General features: G+C 68.6%; 17 protein-coding genes. 11 read left to right on the top strand and 6 right to left on the bottom strand.

The window, feature by feature from the left end; translation table 11 throughout:
* Nucleotides 1-14: 14 nt before the first annotated feature.
* From MZC64_RS18085 to MZC64_RS18135, 11 genes are all read left to right on the top strand, one after another.
* Nucleotides 15-200, top strand: a complete 186-nt coding sequence (locus MZC64_RS18085; RefSeq protein ID WP_247757878.1) for a hypothetical protein — start codon at nucleotides 15-17, stop codon at nucleotides 198-200.
* Between the two features lie 76 nt (nucleotides 201-276).
* Entirely contained in the window at nucleotides 277-693 is a 417-nt protein-coding gene (locus MZC64_RS18090; RefSeq protein ID WP_247757879.1) for a TadE/TadG family type IV pilus assembly protein, read from the top strand.
* A 35-nt stretch (nucleotides 694-728) separates the two neighbouring features.
* Nucleotides 729-1,187, top strand: coding sequence for a TadE/TadG family type IV pilus assembly protein (locus tag MZC64_RS18095; protein WP_247757880.1), 459 nt, complete (start codon nucleotides 729-731; stop codon nucleotides 1,185-1,187).
* A 59-nt stretch (nucleotides 1,188-1,246) separates the two neighbouring features.
* Entirely contained in the window at nucleotides 1,247-1,630 is a 384-nt protein-coding gene (locus tag MZC64_RS18100) for a pilus assembly protein TadG-related protein (RefSeq protein ID WP_247757881.1), read from the top strand.
* Nucleotides 1,631-1,687: 57 nt separating this feature from the next.
* Complete coding sequence (locus MZC64_RS18105) at nucleotides 1,688-2,155, top strand: hypothetical protein (protein WP_247757882.1); 468 nt, start codon at nucleotides 1,688-1,690, stop codon at nucleotides 2,153-2,155.
* A gap of 68 nt (nucleotides 2,156-2,223) precedes the next feature.
* Complete coding sequence (locus MZC64_RS18110; RefSeq protein WP_247757883.1) at nucleotides 2,224-5,118, top strand: BTAD domain-containing putative transcriptional regulator; 2,895 nt, start codon at nucleotides 2,224-2,226, stop codon at nucleotides 5,116-5,118.
* A 98-nt stretch (nucleotides 5,119-5,216) separates the two neighbouring features.
* The gene (locus MZC64_RS18115) at nucleotides 5,217-5,855 is read left to right on the top strand and encodes an NUDIX domain-containing protein (protein ID WP_308301037.1); all 639 of its coding nucleotides are present in this window, start codon (nucleotides 5,217-5,219) and stop codon (nucleotides 5,853-5,855) included.
* Between the two features lie 767 nt (nucleotides 5,856-6,622).
* Nucleotides 6,623-7,423: a hypothetical protein gene (locus MZC64_RS18120; RefSeq protein WP_247757884.1), complete on the top strand. Its 801-nt coding sequence runs from the start codon at nucleotides 6,623-6,625 to the stop codon at nucleotides 7,421-7,423.
* 93 nt (nucleotides 7,424-7,516) lie between these two features.
* The gene (locus MZC64_RS18125) at nucleotides 7,517-8,044 is read left to right on the top strand and encodes a hypothetical protein (RefSeq protein WP_247757885.1); all 528 of its coding nucleotides are present in this window, start codon (nucleotides 7,517-7,519) and stop codon (nucleotides 8,042-8,044) included.
* A gap of 59 nt (nucleotides 8,045-8,103) precedes the next feature.
* The gene (locus MZC64_RS18130; protein ID WP_247757886.1) at nucleotides 8,104-9,402 is read left to right on the top strand and encodes a DNA polymerase III subunit beta; all 1,299 of its coding nucleotides are present in this window, start codon (nucleotides 8,104-8,106) and stop codon (nucleotides 9,400-9,402) included.
* 893 nt (nucleotides 9,403-10,295) lie between these two features.
* Nucleotides 10,296-10,949: an N-6 DNA methylase gene (locus tag MZC64_RS18135; protein ID WP_247757887.1), complete on the top strand. Its 654-nt coding sequence runs from the start codon at nucleotides 10,296-10,298 to the stop codon at nucleotides 10,947-10,949.
* Nucleotides 10,950-11,008: 59 nt separating this feature from the next.
* On the opposite strand, the gene MZC64_RS18140 is transcribed toward MZC64_RS18135, so the two are convergent.
* The 6 genes from MZC64_RS18140 to MZC64_RS18165 are packed head-to-tail and all read right to left on the bottom strand — an operon-like array spanning nucleotide 11,009 to nucleotide 20,042.
* A complete protein-coding gene (locus MZC64_RS18140) occupies nucleotides 11,009-11,974 on the bottom strand; it encodes a C40 family peptidase (RefSeq protein ID WP_247757888.1) in 966 nt (321 codons plus the stop codon).
* A 7-nt stretch (nucleotides 11,975-11,981) separates the two neighbouring features.
* Entirely contained in the window at nucleotides 11,982-13,013 is a 1,032-nt protein-coding gene (locus MZC64_RS18145) for a replication-relaxation family protein (protein WP_247757889.1), read from the bottom strand.
* 22 nt (nucleotides 13,014-13,035) lie between these two features.
* Nucleotides 13,036-15,549 (bottom strand): type IV secretory system conjugative DNA transfer family protein, encoded by a 2,514-nt coding sequence (locus MZC64_RS18150; RefSeq protein WP_247757890.1) that lies wholly within the window; start codon nucleotides 15,547-15,549, stop codon nucleotides 13,036-13,038.
* Nucleotides 15,539-17,371 (bottom strand): VirB4 family type IV secretion system protein, encoded by a 1,833-nt coding sequence (locus MZC64_RS18155; RefSeq protein ID WP_247757891.1) that lies wholly within the window; start codon nucleotides 17,369-17,371, stop codon nucleotides 15,539-15,541. The genes MZC64_RS18150 and MZC64_RS18155 overlap by 11 nt, the downstream gene beginning before the upstream one ends.
* A complete protein-coding gene (locus tag MZC64_RS18160) occupies nucleotides 17,368-18,444 on the bottom strand; it encodes a PrgI family protein (RefSeq protein ID WP_247757892.1) in 1,077 nt (358 codons plus the stop codon). The genes MZC64_RS18155 and MZC64_RS18160 overlap by 4 nt, the downstream gene beginning before the upstream one ends.
* Complete coding sequence (locus tag MZC64_RS18165; protein ID WP_247757893.1) at nucleotides 18,441-20,042, bottom strand: hypothetical protein; 1,602 nt, start codon at nucleotides 20,040-20,042, stop codon at nucleotides 18,441-18,443. The genes MZC64_RS18160 and MZC64_RS18165 overlap by 4 nt, the downstream gene beginning before the upstream one ends.
* Nucleotides 20,043-20,297: the final 255 nt, after the last annotated feature.

Here is a 20,297-nt window from a genome sequence, read left to right on the forward strand (position 1 = left end):
GCAGGGAGAAGTCGATGTTCACCGAAGTTCACATCCTCAGCGCCCGCATCCGGGCCGAGCTGGAGCGGCTGCGCCGCGACGAGGCGGGTTACTCGACCGAGGCGGTCGTGGTCACCGCTTTGCTCGCGGCCCTGGCCATCGCGGTCATCGCGATCATCGTCATCAAGGTCACCCAGAAGGCCAAAGGAATCAACCTGTAGGCCGGTGACCACGATGCCTCGACGCCCTAGCCAACCAGTCACGCCGAACACGCGCGATCGTCCACACCGGACACGTGTGCGGACCGCACTGCGCCGACTGCGGACGGATCAACGTGGCGCCGGAACGGTCGAACTCGTCATCGCCACGCCACTGCTGTTACTGCTGATCCTGATGATCGCGCAGTTCGCGCTCTACCTGCACGCCACCCACATCGCCCAGGCCGCCGCAGCAGAAGCCCTGTCCGCGGCACGGGTATCCGGTGGCAGCGCAGCCGCGGGCAGTTCAGCGGGGCGACGTGTCCTCGCGCGGCTGGGAAGCGGCCCGCTGCGCGCGACCTCGATCGATGTCCAGCGGAGCAGCGCCCAAGCCTCGGTGACGATCACTGGGTCCGTGATCAACCTCATCCCGTTCGTTGCCTTCACGATTCATACCGAAGCCGTTGGGCCCGTTGAGAAACTCACCTCACCGACCAGCACCGGAGCGGGGCCATGACCGCAGCCTGCGAACCCCGCCCCCGGGCGGTATCGGTGCGAACCCGGTTTCGTGCGCTGCGTCGCGAGGAACGGGGTTCGGCCGCGGCCGAACTCACTCTGCTCACTCCACTGCTGGTCCTGCTGTTGTTGTTCGTTGTCCTGTGTGGACGCGTGGCGAGCACCAAACTGCGGATCAACGACGTTGCCCACCAAGCCGCTCGCGCCGCCACCCTGGCTCGCACCCCGTCGCAAGCCACCGCCGACGCCCAGGCCACCGCCAGCGCGGCCTTGGCATCGGCCGGGATCACCTGCCAATCGCTGTCGGTCTCCACCGACACCCAGGGACTCAAGCCCGGTTCCACGGTAACCGTGACCGTCTCGTGCAGCGTCGGACTCGGCGACCTGATCATGCTCGGTGTTCCCGGCTCGCGCACCTTCCAGTCGAGTTTCTCCTCACCGGTCGACGTGTGGCGCGGCACGTCCTCGCGGGCCCAAGCAGGAGGTGCGGAATGACGGTGACAGTATCGACGCGCCACCGAGCGCGATGGCTGCGCCACGACGAGGACGGCCGGGTGACCGCGTTCGTCATCGTCATGGTCACCGCGGTCCTGCTGTTCGCCGGCCTCACTCTTGACGGCGGCCTTGCCCTGGCAGCCAAGGTCCGCGCGTTGGGCGAAGCACAGGAAGCCGCACGGGCCGGTGCCCAGGAGATCGATCTGGCCGCCTACCGCGCCAACGGCACCCTGCGACTGGCACCCCGCCAGGCGAGCGCTGCCGCGCATGCCTACCTCGCCGCCGCTGGCCACAGCGGCACTGTGTCCGTCGCAGGCAACACGGTCAACGTGACCGTCCTCGTCAGTCAAGCCACGCAGCTACTCGGCCTGGTCGGCATCGACTCGATAACCGTCACCGGCACAGGCCAAGCCGAGCCACTACGCGGAAGATCCGGACCGTAATCCCTTGACCCCGCGCCACCGCTCGAACCAGGCGCGGCAGTGGAGAAGGAGAGCATGATGGGGACGATTGAGGAGATCGAACGGCGCATCGAGGAAGCCGACGCCGCTCGTAGCGCGAGGAGAACCGCCGCAGCGAAACGGGTCGGCGAGCTAGCCCACCAGCGCGCCGCCGTCGCCGAGCGACTGGCCGACATCGAGCGGGACCTCGGCGAGGTGCTCGCTGAGTCCAGTGACATCATCGAGATCGACGAACTGGCCCGGTTCACCGAGGTACCGGTCGCGGATCTCACACGATGGCTGGACTGCCGCAAGACGGGCCGCGTCAAACGCAAGCGGTCCAACGCTGGCGCACCCGCCACGAAGAAGGACCCGAGCCGAGGCCCTGCCGCGGCAGGGACCTCGGCGGCAGGTCAGGCATCCACACTGCCCGCGTCCGCTGAACCTCGCGCAGACACCGTGCACACGCCGGTGCGGATGGCGGCGGCGCGATCCGACTCGGTCGTTCTGCCTGGGCTGCGGCAGTGAGTCCGGCCGCCTCCGGCCCGCGAGCCTCCGATGCCGAACGGGGGACAAGGCGTCACCACGCTGGGTGGGTGCTGGTCGTCGCGCTCCGGTTCGTCGGCCGGATGCTGCGTGGACTACTCGCCGCCGCCGTGTTGTTGGCTCTTCTAGCCGGCCTCCCCTGGGCACTGGTGCACCTCGTGGGCTGGCCACTGCCTGACCACGTCCCAACCTGGGACGAAGCCGAGGCCACCCTGCTCGGCCCGATGAGCGCGCGGTTCCTGCTCAACACCCTGGCATGCCTGTGCTGGATCGTGTGGTTCCTCTTCACCATCGACATCACCCGCTGCGCCGTCGACGCGGCCCGCGGCATCACCTGGCCGGCAGTCCGGCCGACCGGACCCCTGCGCGGGCTCGCCGCCGCGCTGGTCGGGACCATCGTGCTCACCTTGCTCAGCAACCGAACCTCGGCCGCGCCGCCGGCCACCGCGGCCGTGCTCACCGGCGACCTGACACCGGTCGCGGTCACGGCCCCGCTTCATCCCGGCCCGCCCCAGCCTTCGGCCACCGTCCAGCAGCGGGACACGATGACCCTCGACTGGTCGGCGCCCGCGCCGCCGGGGACGGTGAAGGCCACCGAGGAGGTCCGCCTCCCGCACATCCAGGGCGCGACCGTGGTCTACGACAGCCTCTGGCGGATCGCCGATCGGATGTTCGGCAACGGGAACCGCTGGCCCGAACTCTACAAACTGAACCACGGGGTGCTCCAACCCGATGAGCGAGTCCTGACCAAGCCCCACCTCGTCCGCCCTGGTTGGAAGATCACCGGCTACATCCCCTCGCCCGCACCGCCCGTCGCGCGGCCACCCGACGGGCGGCAGCCAGCGGCCCCGCCTACCGAGCCGCCGAAGACCACGCCCCCACCGGCCAGCACACAGGCGCCAGTCGGCGATGCCGACTCCGCCGATCACACGGACGAGCAGGACACCGCCCGGCAGCCCGGCCTGGACCTGCTGACCGGCGCCTTCGTCAGCATCCTGCTGGCCGGAGTGACCAGCGCCGCCGCGGTGTCCGTACGGATGTGGCGCCGCCGCCGCTACCGCATCGGCAGCGGCGACCGCTCCGACCTGTACCGTCCGATCGCGCCCGTGGTCCGTGCCCTGCGCACCGCCCACGATCACCGTGGCCCAACCGGCCTGGACGAGGTCGAGGTCATCGAGGCGGCGCCACCGCCGCCGGCACGAATCTCTATCACCGGGACGGGCGCTGCCGAACTGGACGACGAGCCCGCTGCCGTGCCAGCACGGGTCGGCGTGCGCGCCGGATGCGAACTCGCGCTCAACCTCGCGAGCACCCGTGGGCTCGGCCTGCTCGGGCCGGGAGCGCCCGCCGCTGCCCGCGCACTCCTGCTGCACCTGCTGGCCCAGCACATCCAGGACGGCGAGCATGTCCGAGTCCTGCTGCCCGCCTCCGACCTGCTCACCATCTTCGACAGCGCCGACCCCGCACACCTGCCATCCACAGTCAGCGTGGTCGATTCCCTCGACACCGCCCTGGACGAGCTGGAGACCGAACTCCTCACCCGGACCCGAACCGTGATCGACGGGACCACTCCGCCGCGCCCGCCGGGCACGCTCGTCCTGCTCGGCAGCCCGGCCGCACATGCCGAGCGCCGGCTGCAAGCCGTCCTCGACAACGGCTCCTCCCTGGGCATGGCGGGCGTCCTCCTCGGCCAATGGCCTCCCGGCGCGACCGTCCGCGTCCGTCCGGACGGCACCGTCAGCGCGGCCAGCACCGGCCTCGACGCCAGCCTGGCCGAAACTCGTCTTTTCACCCTGCCAGCCACCGACGCCACCGAGCTGCTCACGGTCCTTGGCGAGGCCGAAGGACCCGCCGACCCCACGGGGAAACCGGTTGACCGTCACGGTGAGCCATCGCCGACCGCCAGTGCCGCGCCCACCCGAGTCGATGTCAACGAGCCTCACCTCCCTGGCCAGGACGACACGTTCGAGAAACGCACGCGGCTCGAACTGACCGAACCGCCCAACACCACCGGGCTCACCGATGCGAACCCGACACCGCGGCTGAGGGCACTCCGCGCACAGCCCCCGCCGGTCGGGACACCGCCCGACTCAGTAGTCCCGCCTGGTGCAGTCGACACCGACCGGAACGGCGTTCACCGCGGGACGCCCCAGGATGACGAGCTGGTGTCCGAGCCCGCTGTGACGCCACCTCTGGCTCTGCGCGTGCTCGGATGCGTCCAGCTGGTCCTGCTTGAAGACGGAGTTGGCCGGGACCTCACCGCGGCACTGACCCGCAAGCAACGCGAGGTGCTCGTCTACCTCGCGTTGCACCCCGATGGTGCGCGCCGGGATGCGGTCAGCGACGCCGTCTGGCCCGACAGCCCGATTTCTCGCCCCTTCAACAGCTTCCACAACGCACTGTCGATGTTGCGGCGAGCCCTGCACCAGGCAACCCGCGGCGGCACAAGCGAGATCATCGTCCATGACGATGGCCGGTACCGGCTCGACACGAGCATCGTGACGACCGACTGCGGACGATTCCAGGCGGCGCTCAGCGCCCGTGGCAGCCCGAGGGACAGCGACTGCATCGACGCACTCCACCAGGCTGTCGCCCTCTACCACGGTCATCTGGCCGAGGACGTCTCCTCATGCTGGATCGAGCCCTACCGCGAAGCCGCCCGCCGCGATGTGCTCGACGCCCTCGGCATCCTCATTCGCGCCCACGCCGAGACCAAGCCGGACACGATGCTCGACCTGTTGGAGAAGCTGCGCACCCTCGACCCGTACAACGAAGGTGTCTATCGCGACATCATCCGCACTCAAGCTCGGCTGGGCCGGCACGAAGCGATCGGGCGAACGCTGACGCTGCTGGTCACCACCTTCGACGAACTCGGCCAGCAACCGGGCCAGGACACGGTCAACCTGGCCGAGTTCCTGCGACGGCGCGGCACCGCCGCCAGCTGACCATCCATGCTCTCGGGCGGGACGTCGTGCATGACCTCGACCGACACAGATCACGGTCGGTCACGTGTCGGCATAGGGTGAGCCTGGTGATTGACCAGATGACCGTGGAAGCGGCGGTCGCCGACGCTCGCCTTGCCGTCTTGGAGTTCGACGACGCTCGGGCATGGCTGGAACGTGCCCGGCAGAAGCCGCTGGAGCCGCTCGCGGCCGAGGTCTGGGTCACCGAACCGTCATACCGCCACATCCTGCTCGTGCGGCACCGCGTGCGCGGATGGGTACCGCCTGGAGGCACGGTCGAGCCGGGCGAGACGCCGCGGGCAGCCGCGGCCCGTGAACTCGCGGAGGAGACCGGCGTGCCAGGTGAACTGCTGCCCGTCCCGGCCGCCGTCACCGTCTGCTCCTACCGCGCCACTGGTCGCCGACGCTGGGCCTGTCCTACGTCGCCATCATCAGCCGCGAGGTGCCGCTCGGTGGGGAAAGCGGCCAGCCTCCGAAGTGGTTCAACCTGGAGGAGGACTGGAGCAGTGCCTTCCCCGAGGACCGCCACCGCATCAGCGCGTACGTGCGCCGACTGGCGACGGAGTACCCGTTCAGTGCCCGCTGACGTCTGCCGCCAGGGCGGAAACCGAGTCCGGGTAGAGCCTGGCCCTCACACCGTCTGCCCCGCAACATCACGAGCAGAAAACCCCGGCCAAGTTCGAAGAGCCCCTTTGTGTCAACGAAACTCGCCACGGTGATGCCGTCGCCAAGACATTTTCATCAACCGTGTACCATGACCCGACAACCCTCGGCGCTATCCGAAAAACGGAAACCGACGGGCACTGAATCACGTTTGGTCCAATCACCATGAGCATTCTCCGCCACGGTCAGTCCGGCAGCGCCCAGCAGGAAGCTGCAGTCCCATCTTCGAACGGGTTCAAGCGCCAGGCAGAGCTGACATGTCGCCAACACCACACGAACGGCACAATATCAACACCAGCCGCGAGAACCTACAACTCAGCCTGCCTACCAATGCCCCTTCCCATCCGATTACCGATCCGCCTACCCACTAGAGCAGCAGGAGCGATCGAGCCTATTCGCGCAGGCCAAGAGCTTCCACGCCCTACCCATGCACCCCCCGACTTGGATGCCGGCAGGCAAATGAACAGACGGGCCGGGCGCGCCAGGAGATCTGGGCCACTCACCACTATCGCTCTCCACTTTTCGCAAACAATCGCCACACGAAGACCCATGCTCATTGAATTCTTTCCATTTCACCCTTGATCCCCCATTGCGAACTATTCCCTATCTTGATCTTGATTCATCACCGAAAACGAGACCTACTGAAGATCGATTTCACCAGCCGGCGCATCTGTCGATCAATACAGAAATGGGCCATAAATTCGACAAGACCTCTTGATTCAGGACCACAAGAGAGTAGAATCAGAGTTGTCGGACAACGGGGCGGCACACCTCGAAATCCGATTCGGCAATCCGGCATAGATCAACGAAAAGGTAGTCTGCCATGACTATTCTTGAAACGTCCGTGTCGCGCTTTTCGCTCACGGTGGATGTATCCGACACAGTCGCCGTCATGATCGATAACGCAGACACCCCGTGGGGCCGACGGCTGCACGAGGCGTTGGCGTTGGCGACCTCCGCCGACACCGCCTACGCGGTCACCCCGTATGTGAGCGTCGGCCTGGACGACTTCCGACCCGATGCCCCGCAACGGCCGGACCGGCCCGACGTGGCCGACTGTCACGTCTCCGGGGTGCTCGGCAAACTTGCGGCCGCAAGATACCTCACCGCACGCACCGAACTCCGCGAGTCCTCATCGGAAAGTTATCTCTCCGACGGGCGCACCGTGACGAGCGTGGCAGTGCACCGGCCGTTCGCGCTGGTCGAGGTCGACTACTGGTTGCGCCGGGATGCCAACCGTCCTACAAGCCAGTACGGCTACGCCTACGCCCGTCGGTGGGAGATCAGCCACCGTTCCCACATCGTGCCCGCCGGCTTGTACCTGATCGGCGAAACCGGCGACCACGTGCCGAGGTTGACCGGCGTCGCCGGTGTCGAGGCGAACCGCACCGACCTGGTGTCGCACTTGTTCGACCTTGAGGGATTTGGGGCCAGCACCTGCGACGCGGACTGCGACGCCTGCGGCGCCCAGTGGCGAGCTGAGTGCGGCTCCTGGCACTTCCGGGCTGAGGACTGCCCCACCGACGCGTGGTACTTCGACGACGCTGCCGGTATCGACGACACCACAGGCACAATCGCGTGCCCGGCATGCCGAGCCGGTCGAGTCGGCTTCGCCATCTCCTGAACGGTCCCCGCGTCCGCGGCCGGCTCATACCGACGCGCCCACGGGCCTCTGGTCATCGAATCCTGTTCGTCTCGCGCCCTTGTGAGGTTTGTGATGTTTGCTGCGCTCTTGGTCGACGGCACCCCCGCCGAACCCTGCGAGGACACCCCTGGCGCCGTGACTCTGGAGTTCGCCACCGACACGGCCGCCACCCATCGGTGCCGCGCATGCGGTGAAGAGCTGCACAAAACCGTGTCCGGCTACGAAACCGACTTGGGCGAGACCGGGTGTCCCGACTTCGAGCCGCACACCGACACCGGCCCCGAGTCCGGCGAAGGGCCGCACGATCCGGAACACATCCCAGTGTCCTGGTGCAACAGTGCCGCGGTGCACACCGACGAGTCGCAGGACTCGGTCACGGTGTCCATTTCGGTCGGTGACCCCCGCGGCGCGTTCACCCTCACCATTCGCCGGATGCCCGATGACGTCGACTGTGGCCTTGCCGGCCACCTGATCATGCACACCCCCTACGCGGGGCAACCGTTGCCGCATATGGAACTCACGCCGTTGCATGACGGAACCTACGTCGTCGGCCCCTACACCCCGACGCAGCGCACGCACTCCGTTCCACCCGCGGCCTAACCCGCGTCGCAGACCCGCCACCGCCCACTGGCCATGACTGATCCACGGAGGTACTCACGATGACCGCCACCGCCGAAACCCCCACCGCCGCAAGCCTTCCGCGTCCCGCGTTGGCTGCCCGGCTGAGCTTCACCACAGACCGCGCCACCCTCGCCGATGCCTTGACCACGGTAGGTCTGGGCGTGCCCACGCGGCCCGTCCTACCCACTCTGGGCGGGGCGCGCCTGGAGGCCAGCGAGGGTCACCTCACGATCAGCGCCACCGACTACGAGACCACCGTGACCGTGCGCATACCGGGTACCGTGCAGGTTGCGGGCATCCTGCTGGTTGATCATGGCGAGATCAGCAAGCTGTTGGGCGCGCTGGTCAAGGGCACCGGCAAACGGGAAGCCGACGCACTGCCGGCCACCGTGCGCACCCTCGATGACGGCACCCCCATAGTGGATCTTGCCGGGTACACGATGCCCGTCACGGCCTACCCCCTTGAGGACTATCCGCCTATCCCAGAGGCCGTGCCGACACTGGCCGAAGTCGACCGGGATGCCTTCGCCCGGGACATGGCGCGAGTGATGGTCACGGCGGGCAAGGATGACACGCTACCCGTGCTGACCGCGCTCGGTCTGGAGATCACCCCTGGTGCCGTCACGATGGCGGCAACCGACCGGTACCGGCTGGCCGTCGCGCCGCTTCCGGCCGTCACCGCCGTCCGCGACGCGCAGAACGCGCGTGCCTTGGTGTTGGGACATGTGGTGGCACGGGTGGTCAAGCGGTTCACCGGCGACCGCGTACGCATCGGACTCGACGACGTCACCGCCCCGTCGATGGTGTCGTTGACCTGTGGTCCCGTCACGGTGTCGGTACACACCGTGGATGCCCAGGCTCCGCCGTACAAGCAACTTCTCCCCGACGGTGCGGCCGGCATCGTACGGACCGGGCGTGACGCGTTGCTGACCGCGACACGTCGGGCCGCCGCCGTGCTCGATGCCAAACGGCACAAGAACGGGCAGGTCGATGTGATCATGTCCGGCGCGTCGGTTTCGGTAACACCGGTACTCGCTGAGAACACCGATGCCGTGACCGCGCCGACGCAACCGGCCACCATCGAGGGGATCAGTGACGGTCACCGGTTGCGGTTCAACCCCGCCTACCTGCTCGATGCGCTGAACACCTTCACTGGCGACACGATCACCGTGCACACCCAATCCACTGCTTCTCGCCCCGTGGTGTTCACCAATGCCGCTGACGGACTGACCGACCCTGCCGCGTTCCTGCACCTGGTCATGGGGGTGCGTATCCCACAGGGAGAGAACCACATCCACACGCGAGAAGCCGGCAACCGGGTACCCGTCGGGGCCTGACCCGACCTCCGGCCATAAAGGACAGACGGCGTGCGGGCCGGGGCGAGGCATCTCGACACGTCGCAGTCGACCCGCGCGGCCCGCGCCTTCGTCAACCGTCCGCGCGCACCGTCGCGGCGACCAACTTCGGTCGGCTCAGCCACGCACCACGCAAGAGAGGGCACTATGTCTGACAACCACGGCAACGATCATAAGATACCCGATGGATACCGACTCGTTGATGAAACGACCCTATCGTTCCTGTGGTTCCACACCGCCGCCGTCGCGCTCCACTATTTTGGAGTGAAGAAAATCCCGCTCGTCTCCGACGCGGAACGACTCGATTGTGTCATGCGACTAGGAAAACTCCATCAACAACACAGTGACCTGCTGCCAGACGAATCTCTGCTCGTCATTGACTGCTTGGTCACCGCGGCTACGGACCTGACGCGAGTGTCCAGGCACTGACCCGTTGTCAGGACCCGGCGAGCGGGAGCACCTCCGAAGAGGTGCGGCACACCCACCCGCCAGGCATCCAGCACCGCGCACCAACGAAACCGCGCGCGGACGGCCAGTCTAGCGCACCACCAGCACCCAGCAGGACCGCCATCGACAGCGCGAGCCCGGAGAAGGCCAGCTACCCGTCTGGAGCCAGACGTACAGAACTCTCGGAGCGCAACGCCATGTCCACGCCATCCAGGAAGACGAGTTCGCGCCACGCCACGACACGTCCACGCACACGGCCGATGCCACCGGCTAATGCGGAACTTCATGCACGCAAGATAGCCGAGGTAGTCGTATCCGCCTGGCACGGCGCGGACGACAGTGGGCGACTCGACGTCCCTATTTCCGTCGTAGCCACACTGGCCGCGCTTCCGCAGGCCGACTCGCGGGGAAACGACGTCGTCGAGTTGGTGAGCGAATGGACCGTGCCTGAACTCGTAGCCTATTTCCGGCATACGTGGCGTTCGGTCATCCGTTCACGTCCGGAGGTCACGCACCTGGTGTACCCGGTGATATCGTGGATCTTCGACGACAGCCAGGCATCCGTGCATCCCCACGCCCATGCCGTTGCCCGCGCTGCACTGGACGCCGGTCAACCGGACCTGACCGGCACCGATCGGCGGTTCGACACCGACCTACTCGGCCAGGTGCTGGTGCTGCTACGACCGAAGTCCGCGCTGCAAGCCCGCGGGCAGTTCTACACCCCCTCCGATATAGCGGCGCTGCTCGCAGGAATGTCCACTGTGGAGGAACACTGCACGGTGCTGGATCCGATGATGGGCACCGGCGGTATGTTCCGCGCCGCCGCGGCGGTCATGCGCGAACAGGGCCGCGACCCGCACACCGTGTCCTGGGTTGGCTGCGACATCGACGAGACCGCCGTAGCCTGCGCCACGGTGAACAGCATGATCTGGGGACTCGGACGCGACATCGTCTTCCATGCCGGCGACGCGCTGACCCCGGACTGGGAGACTCACGCACGGGCGCAACGAGACGAACTACGGCGCCTGGCAAGCGGTATTGAACGCGACCAACGCCTGATCGCTGCGCTCACCTCGATGTGAACCCAGCCTGCCGTCGATGCGGAGCGCGCATCACGCGGCTCCCAGTGCGGCGGGACGCGTCACGCGGCTCCCAGTGCGGCGGGACGCGTCACGCCGAGGAAGGTCGAGCGCCAGATCCGTTCGATGCGCACCACCGCGCCCCGGTGCGGCGCGTTGACCATGGAGTCGGCGGAGAGTGCGATCCCCACGTGCGTGACCGCGCTCGGCCCGGAACCGAAGAACACCAGATCACCGGGCAATATCGCCTGCCCCGTAGGCACCCTCGGCCCTGCTTGATACTGCGTCTGCGCGGTGCGCGGTAGCCGAATCCCAGCCGCGGCGTAGGCCGCCTTCGTCAGCCCTGAGCAGTCGAACCCACCTGCAGCGGCTCCGTCACCGCCCCAAAGGTAGGGCAATCCCCTTTGGCTACAGACAAAATTGAGGGCGGCGACAGCTGCGGCACTGGGTGCCTGGATCGTGGCGCACTCACCGGTTCCGGTGGTGGTGCAGGGGATGCCGTGAACCGCTCCGACTACCTCGCGCGCCGCCTGCTCGAAGTTCGCGTAGCGGTCGGGGAATCCGGAACGCTGCACGGTTTGTGCGGCGGTGGTGACGCTCATCCGCTGCCAGCCGTCGACGGCGATCAGGTGTTGGTAGAACTTCGTGGCGCTGTAGATGGGATCCATGATCTGGGCGGGGCTGCCCCATCCTTGGGAGGGGCGTTGCTGGAATAGGCCGAGGCTGTCCCGGTCGCCGTAGTTGAGGTTGCGGAGCCCGGATTCGGTCATCGCGGTGGCGATGGCCACGACCCAGCCGTGTTGGGGGATCTGCATCTGCTTGCCGACCGCGACGATCGTGGCGGCATTGGCCATCTGCTCGGATCCATAGCCGGCCGCCCCGCTTGCGGTGACACCGGGTGCGGAGCAGTTGAGGCCGCCGCCGGTTCCGGTGCCGAAGACCGCGTGCAGGACCGTGATAGCGCCAGCTCCGAGAAGCAGGACGGGCACGAGGACGAACGCCACGCCGAGGGCGGCGAGCTTGCCCATGAGGCACCTACCTTCGGCGGCAGGCGGGTTGTGGGGGCATCGGAGGAGGCGGGGCCAGCTCAAGCCGCTCCCCGACAGGCTGACCGCCTCGGTTGGTTCCTGCGGCGTGAGGCATTGCGGCGGCAAGGCCCGGCCACAACGCAGGCAGATCAGCCAGCTGGACCCGCCCGCTGGCCGCGGTGTCCCCGACGCGCCGCCACCGCGGCTCGGTCATGTCCAGGGGATCAGCGCCCGCCAGTGCACTGGTGGTCGCGACCAGTGCCCGGTTCGGGTAGTCAAACGCACGCAGGGCCTCGGCCAGCGCACGGCGAACTGCCGCTTCTCGTTCGGGGGTGGGCAGCCAGATCAGGACCGGGGTGATGATGCCGGTGATGGTGGCCAGCCGTTCGTAACGGGCGAGCTTGGCGGCCAGGCGAGACAGGGGCTCGGTGCCGAAGTCGAACTCGATGAACCACTCGATCTCACGACCAGCCTGATGCCACCGGCCGTAGCCGTCGGGGGTGATGATGTCACCCCAGTGCCGGCCGCAGCGGGCCGCCGACCACCACGCGGTAAGCCTTCCGGCGGCACCAGGCTGGCGGCCGCGGCGGATCAGCGTGGTGAACAGGCTGTTGCAGCCCACGGTGTGGGCGAGTTGGAGGGAGTATGCGCGGCCGGCTTCCTCGTCTCGGTTGTAGTTCAGCTCCGCCGGTTTGATCCCGTCCTCGTGGGCGAGCAGTGTGGCGCCGACGGTGTCCAGGACGTAGTGCATGGGGTGTGAGCCGCTGTCGCGGTGCGGTTGGAATCGGTGCAGCACTCCCCACTTGCGCAGGTTGAGCAGCCGGAGGTTGGCCGCGCGCCGGGTGGGAAAGGCAAGGTCGACGAACTGGTGGGTGGTGAACACCTTGTGCTCGAAGAGCATTCGCGCGAGCCACCGGTCTCGCGCCGTGAGGTGTCCGGCAAGCCAGGCCAGGTGCTCGGCCGTCTTGCGTACCCGTGCCACCCCGCGGTCGGGGTTGTGGCCACGCAGGGCGCGTTGTGGTGTGGGATTGGAGATCATGGCGTCAAACACCTCCAGTAGTTCAGGCGGCGCGGCGTGGGTCGGCCGGTCGCCGGGTGGCGGGCCGGATCGGGAGGTTCTCTCCCTGCGGGCGGGTGTTGATCAAGGCTGCCGTGCGGATGGCATGGGCGCGGCCGGGGATGGCGGGTGGGAGTTTGCGGGTGCGGGCGGTGAAGGGGTGGGTGTCTTCACCGTCGAGGACCAGACGGGCGGCGAGGTGGAAGGCGCCCAGGTGGGCGAGGTCGTGTTCGGTCAGGCGTGGGGTGGTGTGGCGGGCCAGTTGCCGGGCGTCTTCGGGGCTGGCGGCGAAGAACAGCTTGGATCGGGCGTTGGCTGAGATTCCGGCGTGCAGGTCGTTGGGGAGCTGATCCAGATTCTGGTGGGCCAGCACCATCGACAGGCGGTATGCACGCGCTTTGGCAAGCAGGGATTCCAGGGAGTAGGGCAGGTTGAGGAAGTTGTGGCACTCGTCGATGTAGACCGCGGCATCCCGGCGCTGGTGTTGGGGAAGGCGGCCTCGGCTGGTGGCCGCGTGCCAGGTGGCCGCGACGATGAGGGAGCCAACCATGCTGGTGGTGTCCTCGCCGAGTGCGTCCTCGGCGATACGCACCAGGCAGATCCCGCCGTCGAGGACCTTGGTCATGTCCACTGTGGATGCTCCACCGGCGAAGGCGTTGCGGACGAACGGGCGCAGTAACAGGCCGCGGAGCTTGTTCATCAGGGGCGCGATCACCTGGGCGCGTGCCGGGTCGGACAAGCTGTTGAACCCCGCCCAGAAGCCGAGTAGGACTTCGTCGCGGATGTGCTCGGTGGCGCGATCCCGGAAGGCGGGAACGGTCAACAGCTTCGGCAACTCCAGCAGGGTCGGGGTGCCGGGCTGGGTTGTGAGGGTGAGCAGGCTGGCGCGCAGGATGTCCTCGGTGCGCGGTCCCCAGGAGTTGGCGTAGATCCGGGCGAAAATCGACACCAGGTTGTCGACTGTGCGGGCGACGTCCTTGCCCTCCAACGGGTTCAGCACCGGTGGCCGCGTTGCGCTGTCAGCGTCGAAGAGCACCACCTTCTCCCCCAGTTCCTCCGGCAACCGCATGAGCAGGTCGTTGACCAGGTCACCTTTGGGGTCGATGACTACCACGCCGCGGCCGGCGTGCGCGTCGGCCAGGACCATGTTGGCGATCAGCTCGGACTTGCCGGAGCCGGTCTTGCCGAGGATGTGCAGATGCTGGCGGGCATCCGCTGTGTGCAGACCGATCGGGCGGACGTGGCTGGTGTCGCTGACACCAATCGGTTTGACCTGCGGACCGGTGGCGACGACACCCGGCGGCGGCGGGAGTGCGCGGGCGCCGGCGCGGCGCAGGCCGGGGGCGGCTTCGTCCAGGGGCAGGTGGGCCAGGGCGGCGAGTTCGGGCACTGACAGCAGATCGCCGCTGTCCAGGCGCCGGGATGCCACCTTGTCCCTGGGCTGGCGCAGGCGGGCGCGGCGGTAGTGGTTGTGTTCGGCGAAGAGGGCGAACGCTGCGGCCAGGGCGTGGCCCCGGCCGCGGAGAACGGCGAGGATGGCGGCGCGCTCGTCCCGGGTGGGCTCGTTGTCCAAGGTGGTGGACACCAGGTAGCGGATGCGGGTTTCATACTGCGGTTCCCGTTGCTTGGCCACGATTGCCCGGTCCTGGGCGTTGTAGTCCAGGCTGGTCTGCCGATCCACCCGTGGCACCGATGAGGAAGTGCGCCTCGGCCGCTGGGTGTTGCCGCCTGGGGTGATGAGGTCGAGCAGGCGGCCGGTCAGGTTGGTCGAGCGGCCGGTGTGCAGGCGTCTCGCGGCGCGGCGGGCTTTGGCCAGTCGGCGTCCGGTGACCGGGCGGGCCAGGATCTGCACCTGGACACGTTCGTATGGGCCGAGGCCGACGGCGACACCGAGCAGGGCTCGAAGTGGATCTGCGGCGAAGTCGGTGCGGATGGGCAGGGCTTCGGTGCGGGCCAAACGCAGTTCGCCGCCCAGCGTTTCGCCCGGTTGGTCTTGTGGGAGCGGGGTGGGAGCGGGGTGGGTGTGGGCGCCGGGCCAGGCGGCTTCGACCGCGCGTTCGATCAGTCCCGGCGGCACGACGCCGGGTACCCACAGTCGGATCTGCAGGCCCTCGATGGTGAAGTCGTACTCGAAACTCAGGTGCGGCTGGCCGTGCAGCAGACGTTTCCAGGCGGGACGGAGCAAGCCGATGAGGTTGGACCACAAGGCGATCGCCCCGGCGGGCTCGGCGGTGGGCGGGGCCAGCACTGTGACCAGCCGCGCCCGGTCGGAGAGCCGGGCCTGGTTACGACGCCGCCATAGGACCCGGGTCACGACCATCACGCCGATGAGCGGAGCGAGCACGCCGCCACCGAGCGGGCCCCAAGCCAATAGCCACTCCCAGATCGTGTTTGCGGCGGTGGCCAGGGCACTCCACGGGTCGCGCAGGTAGTCGGTCAACGGTGATGCCTGCACGGTTCCGCTGTCCGCCAAGGGGATTCCGGCGGTTGGGTTGGACGGGATGTGGTCAGGCCGCATCGAGTTCGACCTCCTCCGGCGGCTTGCCTGCCGCGTCGACGGCCACGGACTCCATGTCCAGCCACCCGGAGTTCTTTTCCGAATCCGGTAGAGAAGCCAGGAACTCCGGGGATGTTGTGATCAGGGTGTGTTCGGTCGGAGAGGCCAGAGCTTGGAAGGCGACCCGGTGAGTGTCGGTGGCCAGCAGCCCTTGGCCTTGGGCGGCGGCAAGCAGGAACTGGCGTTCCCCTGCGGAGAGGGTGAAGGCGTGGCCGATCTCCTCAATGGCCTGCGGGGCCTGGCGCAGCAGGATCTGGGTGTTGGCGTTGGCGATGACGGCTTTGCCGATCTCCGAGCCGAGCACGTCGGCGGCGTCCTGGGTGGCCACGGTGAGTCCGGCCCAGTGTTTGCGGCCGGCTTTGGCCATGCGGAAGAGGAATTCCGCGCCGGCCGGTTGGCGCATCAGCATCCAGGCTTCGTCGACCACGACCAGCCGGGGGCGGCGGATCGCGGTATTGGAGACCTGTCGCCAGACCGCATCCAGCGCGAGCAGTGTGCCGAGGGGTTTGAGTTCCTCGGCCAGCTCTCGCAGAGAAAAGACCACGAAGTGGCCTTCCGGACGCAGCGTGGTCGGCCCGGCGAACAGCCCCGAGAACGCGCCGGTGGTGTAGGGCTGCAACCGCGCTGCCAGGGCTTGCCCGGCTGGGTCTGTGGAGTGGGTGAGGGTGGTTGCCAGGTCGCTCAGCAGGGGTGCGGGGCGTAGCCAGGTGCGGGGGTCGCCGGTGATCCCGGCCGCGGTGTAGGTCGCGGTGATCGCCCGGTCCAGGCAGACCCGCTCGGTGGCGTCGAGTTCGGCGGCGAGCAGAACCGCGATGACGGTGTGCAGGAACAGTGACCGCCGTACCAGGGCGTCCCGCGGTGCGGTGCGCCGTCCGTCGGGGCGGGTGTGCACCGGCAGGTCGAGGGGGTTGAGGTGGATGCCGTCGGCGCCCAGCCGTAGGTGGGTGCCGCCGATGGCTGCGGCCAGGCGGGCGTATTCGTCTTCGGGGTCGACGATGAGCACCTGCACGCCGCGGTAGAGCGAGCGCAAGGCTTCGAGCTTGACCAGATAGGACTTGCCGGCGCCGGAGCAGCCCAGGATCACCGAGTTGTGGTTGGCGCAGGCGAAGCGGTCGTGGTGGACCAGTCCTTGGGAGCCGAGGTTGAACCCGTAGAGCACCCCGGTCGGCACGGCCGCGGAGGCCGGGTCGGGGGCGGGCAGGTCGGGGCTGGTGAACGGAAAGCTGGCTGCGAGGGCGGTGGTGTCGAAGGTGCGGCGCAACCTGAGCTGGTCCAAGCCGAGGGGCAGGGTGGTGACCCAGCCTTGCAGGCTGCGGTAGCTGGCCGGTTTGGCATCCAGTAGCAGCGAGGCGGCCAGCGAGCGCACCGCGGCGACCTCGGTGGCCAGCTCTGGCGCGGTGTGGGCGTGCACGGTGAGGTAGAGGCCGAAGCGGAACAGCTTGTCCTGGCCGCGGGCCAGCCGGTCGGCGAGGTCTTCGGCATCGGCCAGGGCGATCGCGGCGTACCGGTCAGAACTCTGCGCGGGAGTGGAGCCGAGCCGGCCGACTTGCTTCTTCAGCCGGTCTGCGGCGGTGACCGGGTCGATGGGCTCGATGTGCAGGCTGACGTCCAGGCGCCCGGGGTAGGTCAGCAGCGGTTGGAGCCAGCCGGGGTGGACCTCGCGCGGGTAGCCGGTGATGGCGAAGGAGGCCACCTGTTCGCCGCCGACTTCCAGGTGGCGGGCGCCGATGGTGATCGCATCCGGGGTGAACGCCCCACTGCCGGTGAGGTTGGTGCGGCTCATCGCCGATCACCTCCGGTGTCCTCGGTGTGGGGTGGGGTGCCGAAGGCGGCGGGGTTCCAGCCGTCGGCCGGTGCGGTGATGATCACCTCGTCCGCGGCGGCCAGCACGGTGCCCGGCGGGATGAGCGAGTCGGGGTCGCAGACCCCGGCGAGCACGCTGGCCGTGGCTCCGGGCTCCAGGGGCGCCACAGTGATCCCGGCTGGGGCCAGCAGCGCGGCGGCTTCCTGTATCCGCTGCACCAGCCGCATTTCCGCGGCCCTGCGTGCCCCCTCGTCCTGCCCACCCTGTGCGCGGCCGAACCTGGCCAGCAGAGACCTACCGGGGGTGGTGCCGCGGTGGAGGGGCTCGCGCAGGACGAGCAGGACCTGACGCCGCAGCAGGTCTGTGGTTCGGGCGAGTTGGGTGAGGTAGTCGGCGTGTTCGCAGGCGGCCTGTTCCAGCGCGGGATGCGGTAGCCGCGGCGCGGCGGTCTGGAGTTCGGCGATCTGGGTGGACAGGTCCAGGCGTTGGGCGCGCACCAGCAGTTGTACCGGGGCGGTGAGGCTGTTGAGGAAGCGGGCGAAGACGGCGACGAGGGCTTGTTGTTCGGCGGCGGTGCGCAAGGCGAAGTTGACCGTGGAGCACACCGCCAGCACGGCCAGGCCGTCGGCGCCCAGGTCGATGACACCGGTGTCGGTGACCGCCTGCACCGGCAGCTCCAGGGGTGCTGGTGACACGCCCTGGGTGCTGGTGGAGTGGGTGGCGTGCTGGGCCAGCCACGCTGGGACGGCCGGGATGCCCTCCGGAGCGGCGACCCGGTGCCGCGGGCGCAATGCCTGCCGCAGTGCGGCGAGGGCGAGGCGGTCCAGGCTGATCCCGTCCCGCTGCCCCAGCGCCAACGCCACCGCCAGCGCGGCGATCGGCAGGGCGGCCAGCGCGAAGACCAGCAGCGGCAGGAAAGCCCGGGTCAGCAGGTAGCCGGCATAGAGCAGAGCGCCGACGGTGGCCAGGATGAGCACCTGCCGACCGGTGAACGGGCCGAGGATGCGGTCCGGCCGATCGACATCGGCCGAGATGCGGATCGGCGCGGTCACTTCGCACCTCCAGATCGAGTCGGTGGGGCAGGCTGCGGCGGCTGGAACATCAACGTCGTCACGGTGAAGTCCGGACCGCTCGCCGACGTGGCACTGGGGGCTGGTGGGGACTGGAACTGTGTGGGGGCAGGGGTGTGGGAGCGGGCGCGGCGTCCGACGGGTGAGGCTGCCGGATGCCCGAACACCGGGGCCGCGGGCGCGGAGCTGGCGGTGCGGGGTGGCTGTGGCGGTTCGGTGCTGGCGGGCCGGAACTGAAGGTGTGTGGGCACCTGCGCGAGCGGCACCCGAGTCGGTGGGCTCGCCGCGCTGGCCGGGGCCTGGAACCTGGGCGCGCTGGGCGTGACCGTCGGGCGCGGGAAGGGCACCTTGGGCGTTGGGCGGTCCGGGATGGGGCTGTGGAAGGTGGTCATGGCCGGGGCCTCCGAGGCGTGGCGGGTTGCCAGGTCGTGGGTGGGGGTCTGCGGGGTGTGTTGCTGGAACCGCACCGCCGCGACCCGGCTGGGCGTCTGGGGGCGCGTGAGGGTGGTGGCGTGGTGGTCGCGGAGGCGGCGGGCGACGGCCTCCGGGCCTCCGACGCCGGCCAGTCCGCCCCATTCCCGGATCGCCATCGGCCACGGCGGCCCGGTGTTGGCCGCCTGCCCCGCGTTCGCGAGTGGGTGTGGGGTGGCTGAGCGGGCACCAGATGCCGCAGCGCTGGGTCGGCGGGTGCCGAGCAGGCCGAACGCCTTGCCCATGACATAGGCGCGCGCCAGCCCGCCGATGAGCGAGCGGCCCTGGCTCAGGCGCAGCGGCGCGAGGATCCAGAACGGGATCTTGACCAGGATGTAGAGCAGTGCGAGCCCGACCAGCAGGTTGACCAGTCCCCCGCCAGTCGGGCCTAGCGGGGTGAACCCCGGGGCCAGGATCACCCGCAGCGCGGTGATCAAGGTCAGGGACTGGGCCAGTTGCACCGCCAGGCACCCGCCGAAGGCTTTCCACCACCAGCGGGCAATCCCGTCGGAGATCGACAGGGCGTGGCCCATCAACAGCAGCGGGGCGGCCGCGATGAGCAGCACGGTCACCGTGACCCGAACGATGTAGGTCAGCAGCACCGCGATGACCCCGATGGCCACCGCGACCGTCAACAGGGCCTGCACGAGGGTCATCACGAACGAGGGACCCAGCAACAAGCTCTTCAGCGCGTCCGCGGCCGCCGTGGGGTTGACCCCCTGGCCCATCAACGCGGCGGACAGGGCATTGGCGAGCTCGATGGCCTTGACCGAGACGAACAGTGACAGCGCACTGGCCAGGAACCCGGTGATGAGCCTGGGCAGGATCTCCTGGGCTGAGGAGCGGGTCTGCACGCTCTGATAGGCCATCAGCTGCATCCCGGCGAAGACGATGAGCAGCCCGTAGCAGGCCAGTACGATCTCCCAGGAGGTCTGCCACAGCTCACCGAGGCGGGGCAGCGTCTCCGGGGTCGGGGTGGTGAGCAGGGTGTTGCCGAGCAGTTCCAGCAGCGGGTTGAGCACTGCGAAAGCCATGTCCCGGAACAGCTCGGTCAGCATCGTGTCCAGGCAGACCGACCAGGTCTCGGAGTCCCACAGGGAGCAGACCACCTTTCCCGATCCACCAGGCTGGCCAGGAGGTCGCCCCGGTGTGGTGGGCTGGGGCAGACAGCCTGGTCCCGTGCACGGCGGCGTGGACGGGACCGGCCTCGGGCTGTTCGTAGTGGTGGTGGTGCTCGGCGCCGGGGTGGGCGGCGGTGTGGTGGGCTGGGCGGCGGCGGTGACCGCCACGGCGGCGGCCAGTAGCAGGCCCAGACTCCCCGCCAGCGCCCACCTGGCCCACCCTCGCAGCACACCGCGGCGGTG

Source organism: Crossiella sp. S99.2, assembly GCF_023094165.1.
GTDB lineage: Bacteria > Actinomycetota > Actinomycetes > Mycobacteriales > Pseudonocardiaceae > Crossiella.

Excerpts from the sequence above, each read along its gene's own strand:
- MZC64_RS18085 (WP_247757878.1), top strand. The coding sequence starts at position 15 with ATGTTCACCGAAGTTCACATCCTCAGCGCCCGCATCCGGGCCGAGCTG.
- MZC64_RS18105 (WP_247757882.1), top strand. The coding sequence starts at position 1,688 with ATGGGGACGATTGAGGAGATCGAACGGCGCATCGAGGAAGCCGACGCC.
- MZC64_RS18115 (WP_308301037.1), top strand. The coding sequence starts at position 5,217 with ATGACCGTGGAAGCGGCGGTCGCCGACGCTCGCCTTGCCGTCTTGGAG.
- MZC64_RS18120 (WP_247757884.1), top strand. The coding sequence starts at position 6,623 with ATGACTATTCTTGAAACGTCCGTGTCGCGCTTTTCGCTCACGGTGGAT.
- MZC64_RS18125 (WP_247757885.1), top strand. The coding sequence starts at position 7,517 with ATGTTTGCTGCGCTCTTGGTCGACGGCACCCCCGCCGAACCCTGCGAG.
- MZC64_RS18130 (WP_247757886.1), top strand. The coding sequence starts at position 8,104 with ATGACCGCCACCGCCGAAACCCCCACCGCCGCAAGCCTTCCGCGTCCC.
- MZC64_RS18140 (WP_247757888.1), bottom strand. The coding sequence starts at position 11,974 with ATGGGCAAGCTCGCCGCCCTCGGCGTGGCGTTCGTCCTCGTGCCCGTC.
- MZC64_RS18145 (WP_247757889.1), bottom strand. The coding sequence starts at position 13,013 with ATGATCTCCAATCCCACACCACAACGCGCCCTGCGTGGCCACAACCCC.
- MZC64_RS18150 (WP_247757890.1), bottom strand. The coding sequence starts at position 15,549 with ATGCGGCCTGACCACATCCCGTCCAACCCAACCGCCGGAATCCCCTTG.
- MZC64_RS18155 (WP_247757891.1), bottom strand. The coding sequence starts at position 17,371 with ATGAGCCGCACCAACCTCACCGGCAGTGGGGCGTTCACCCCGGATGCG.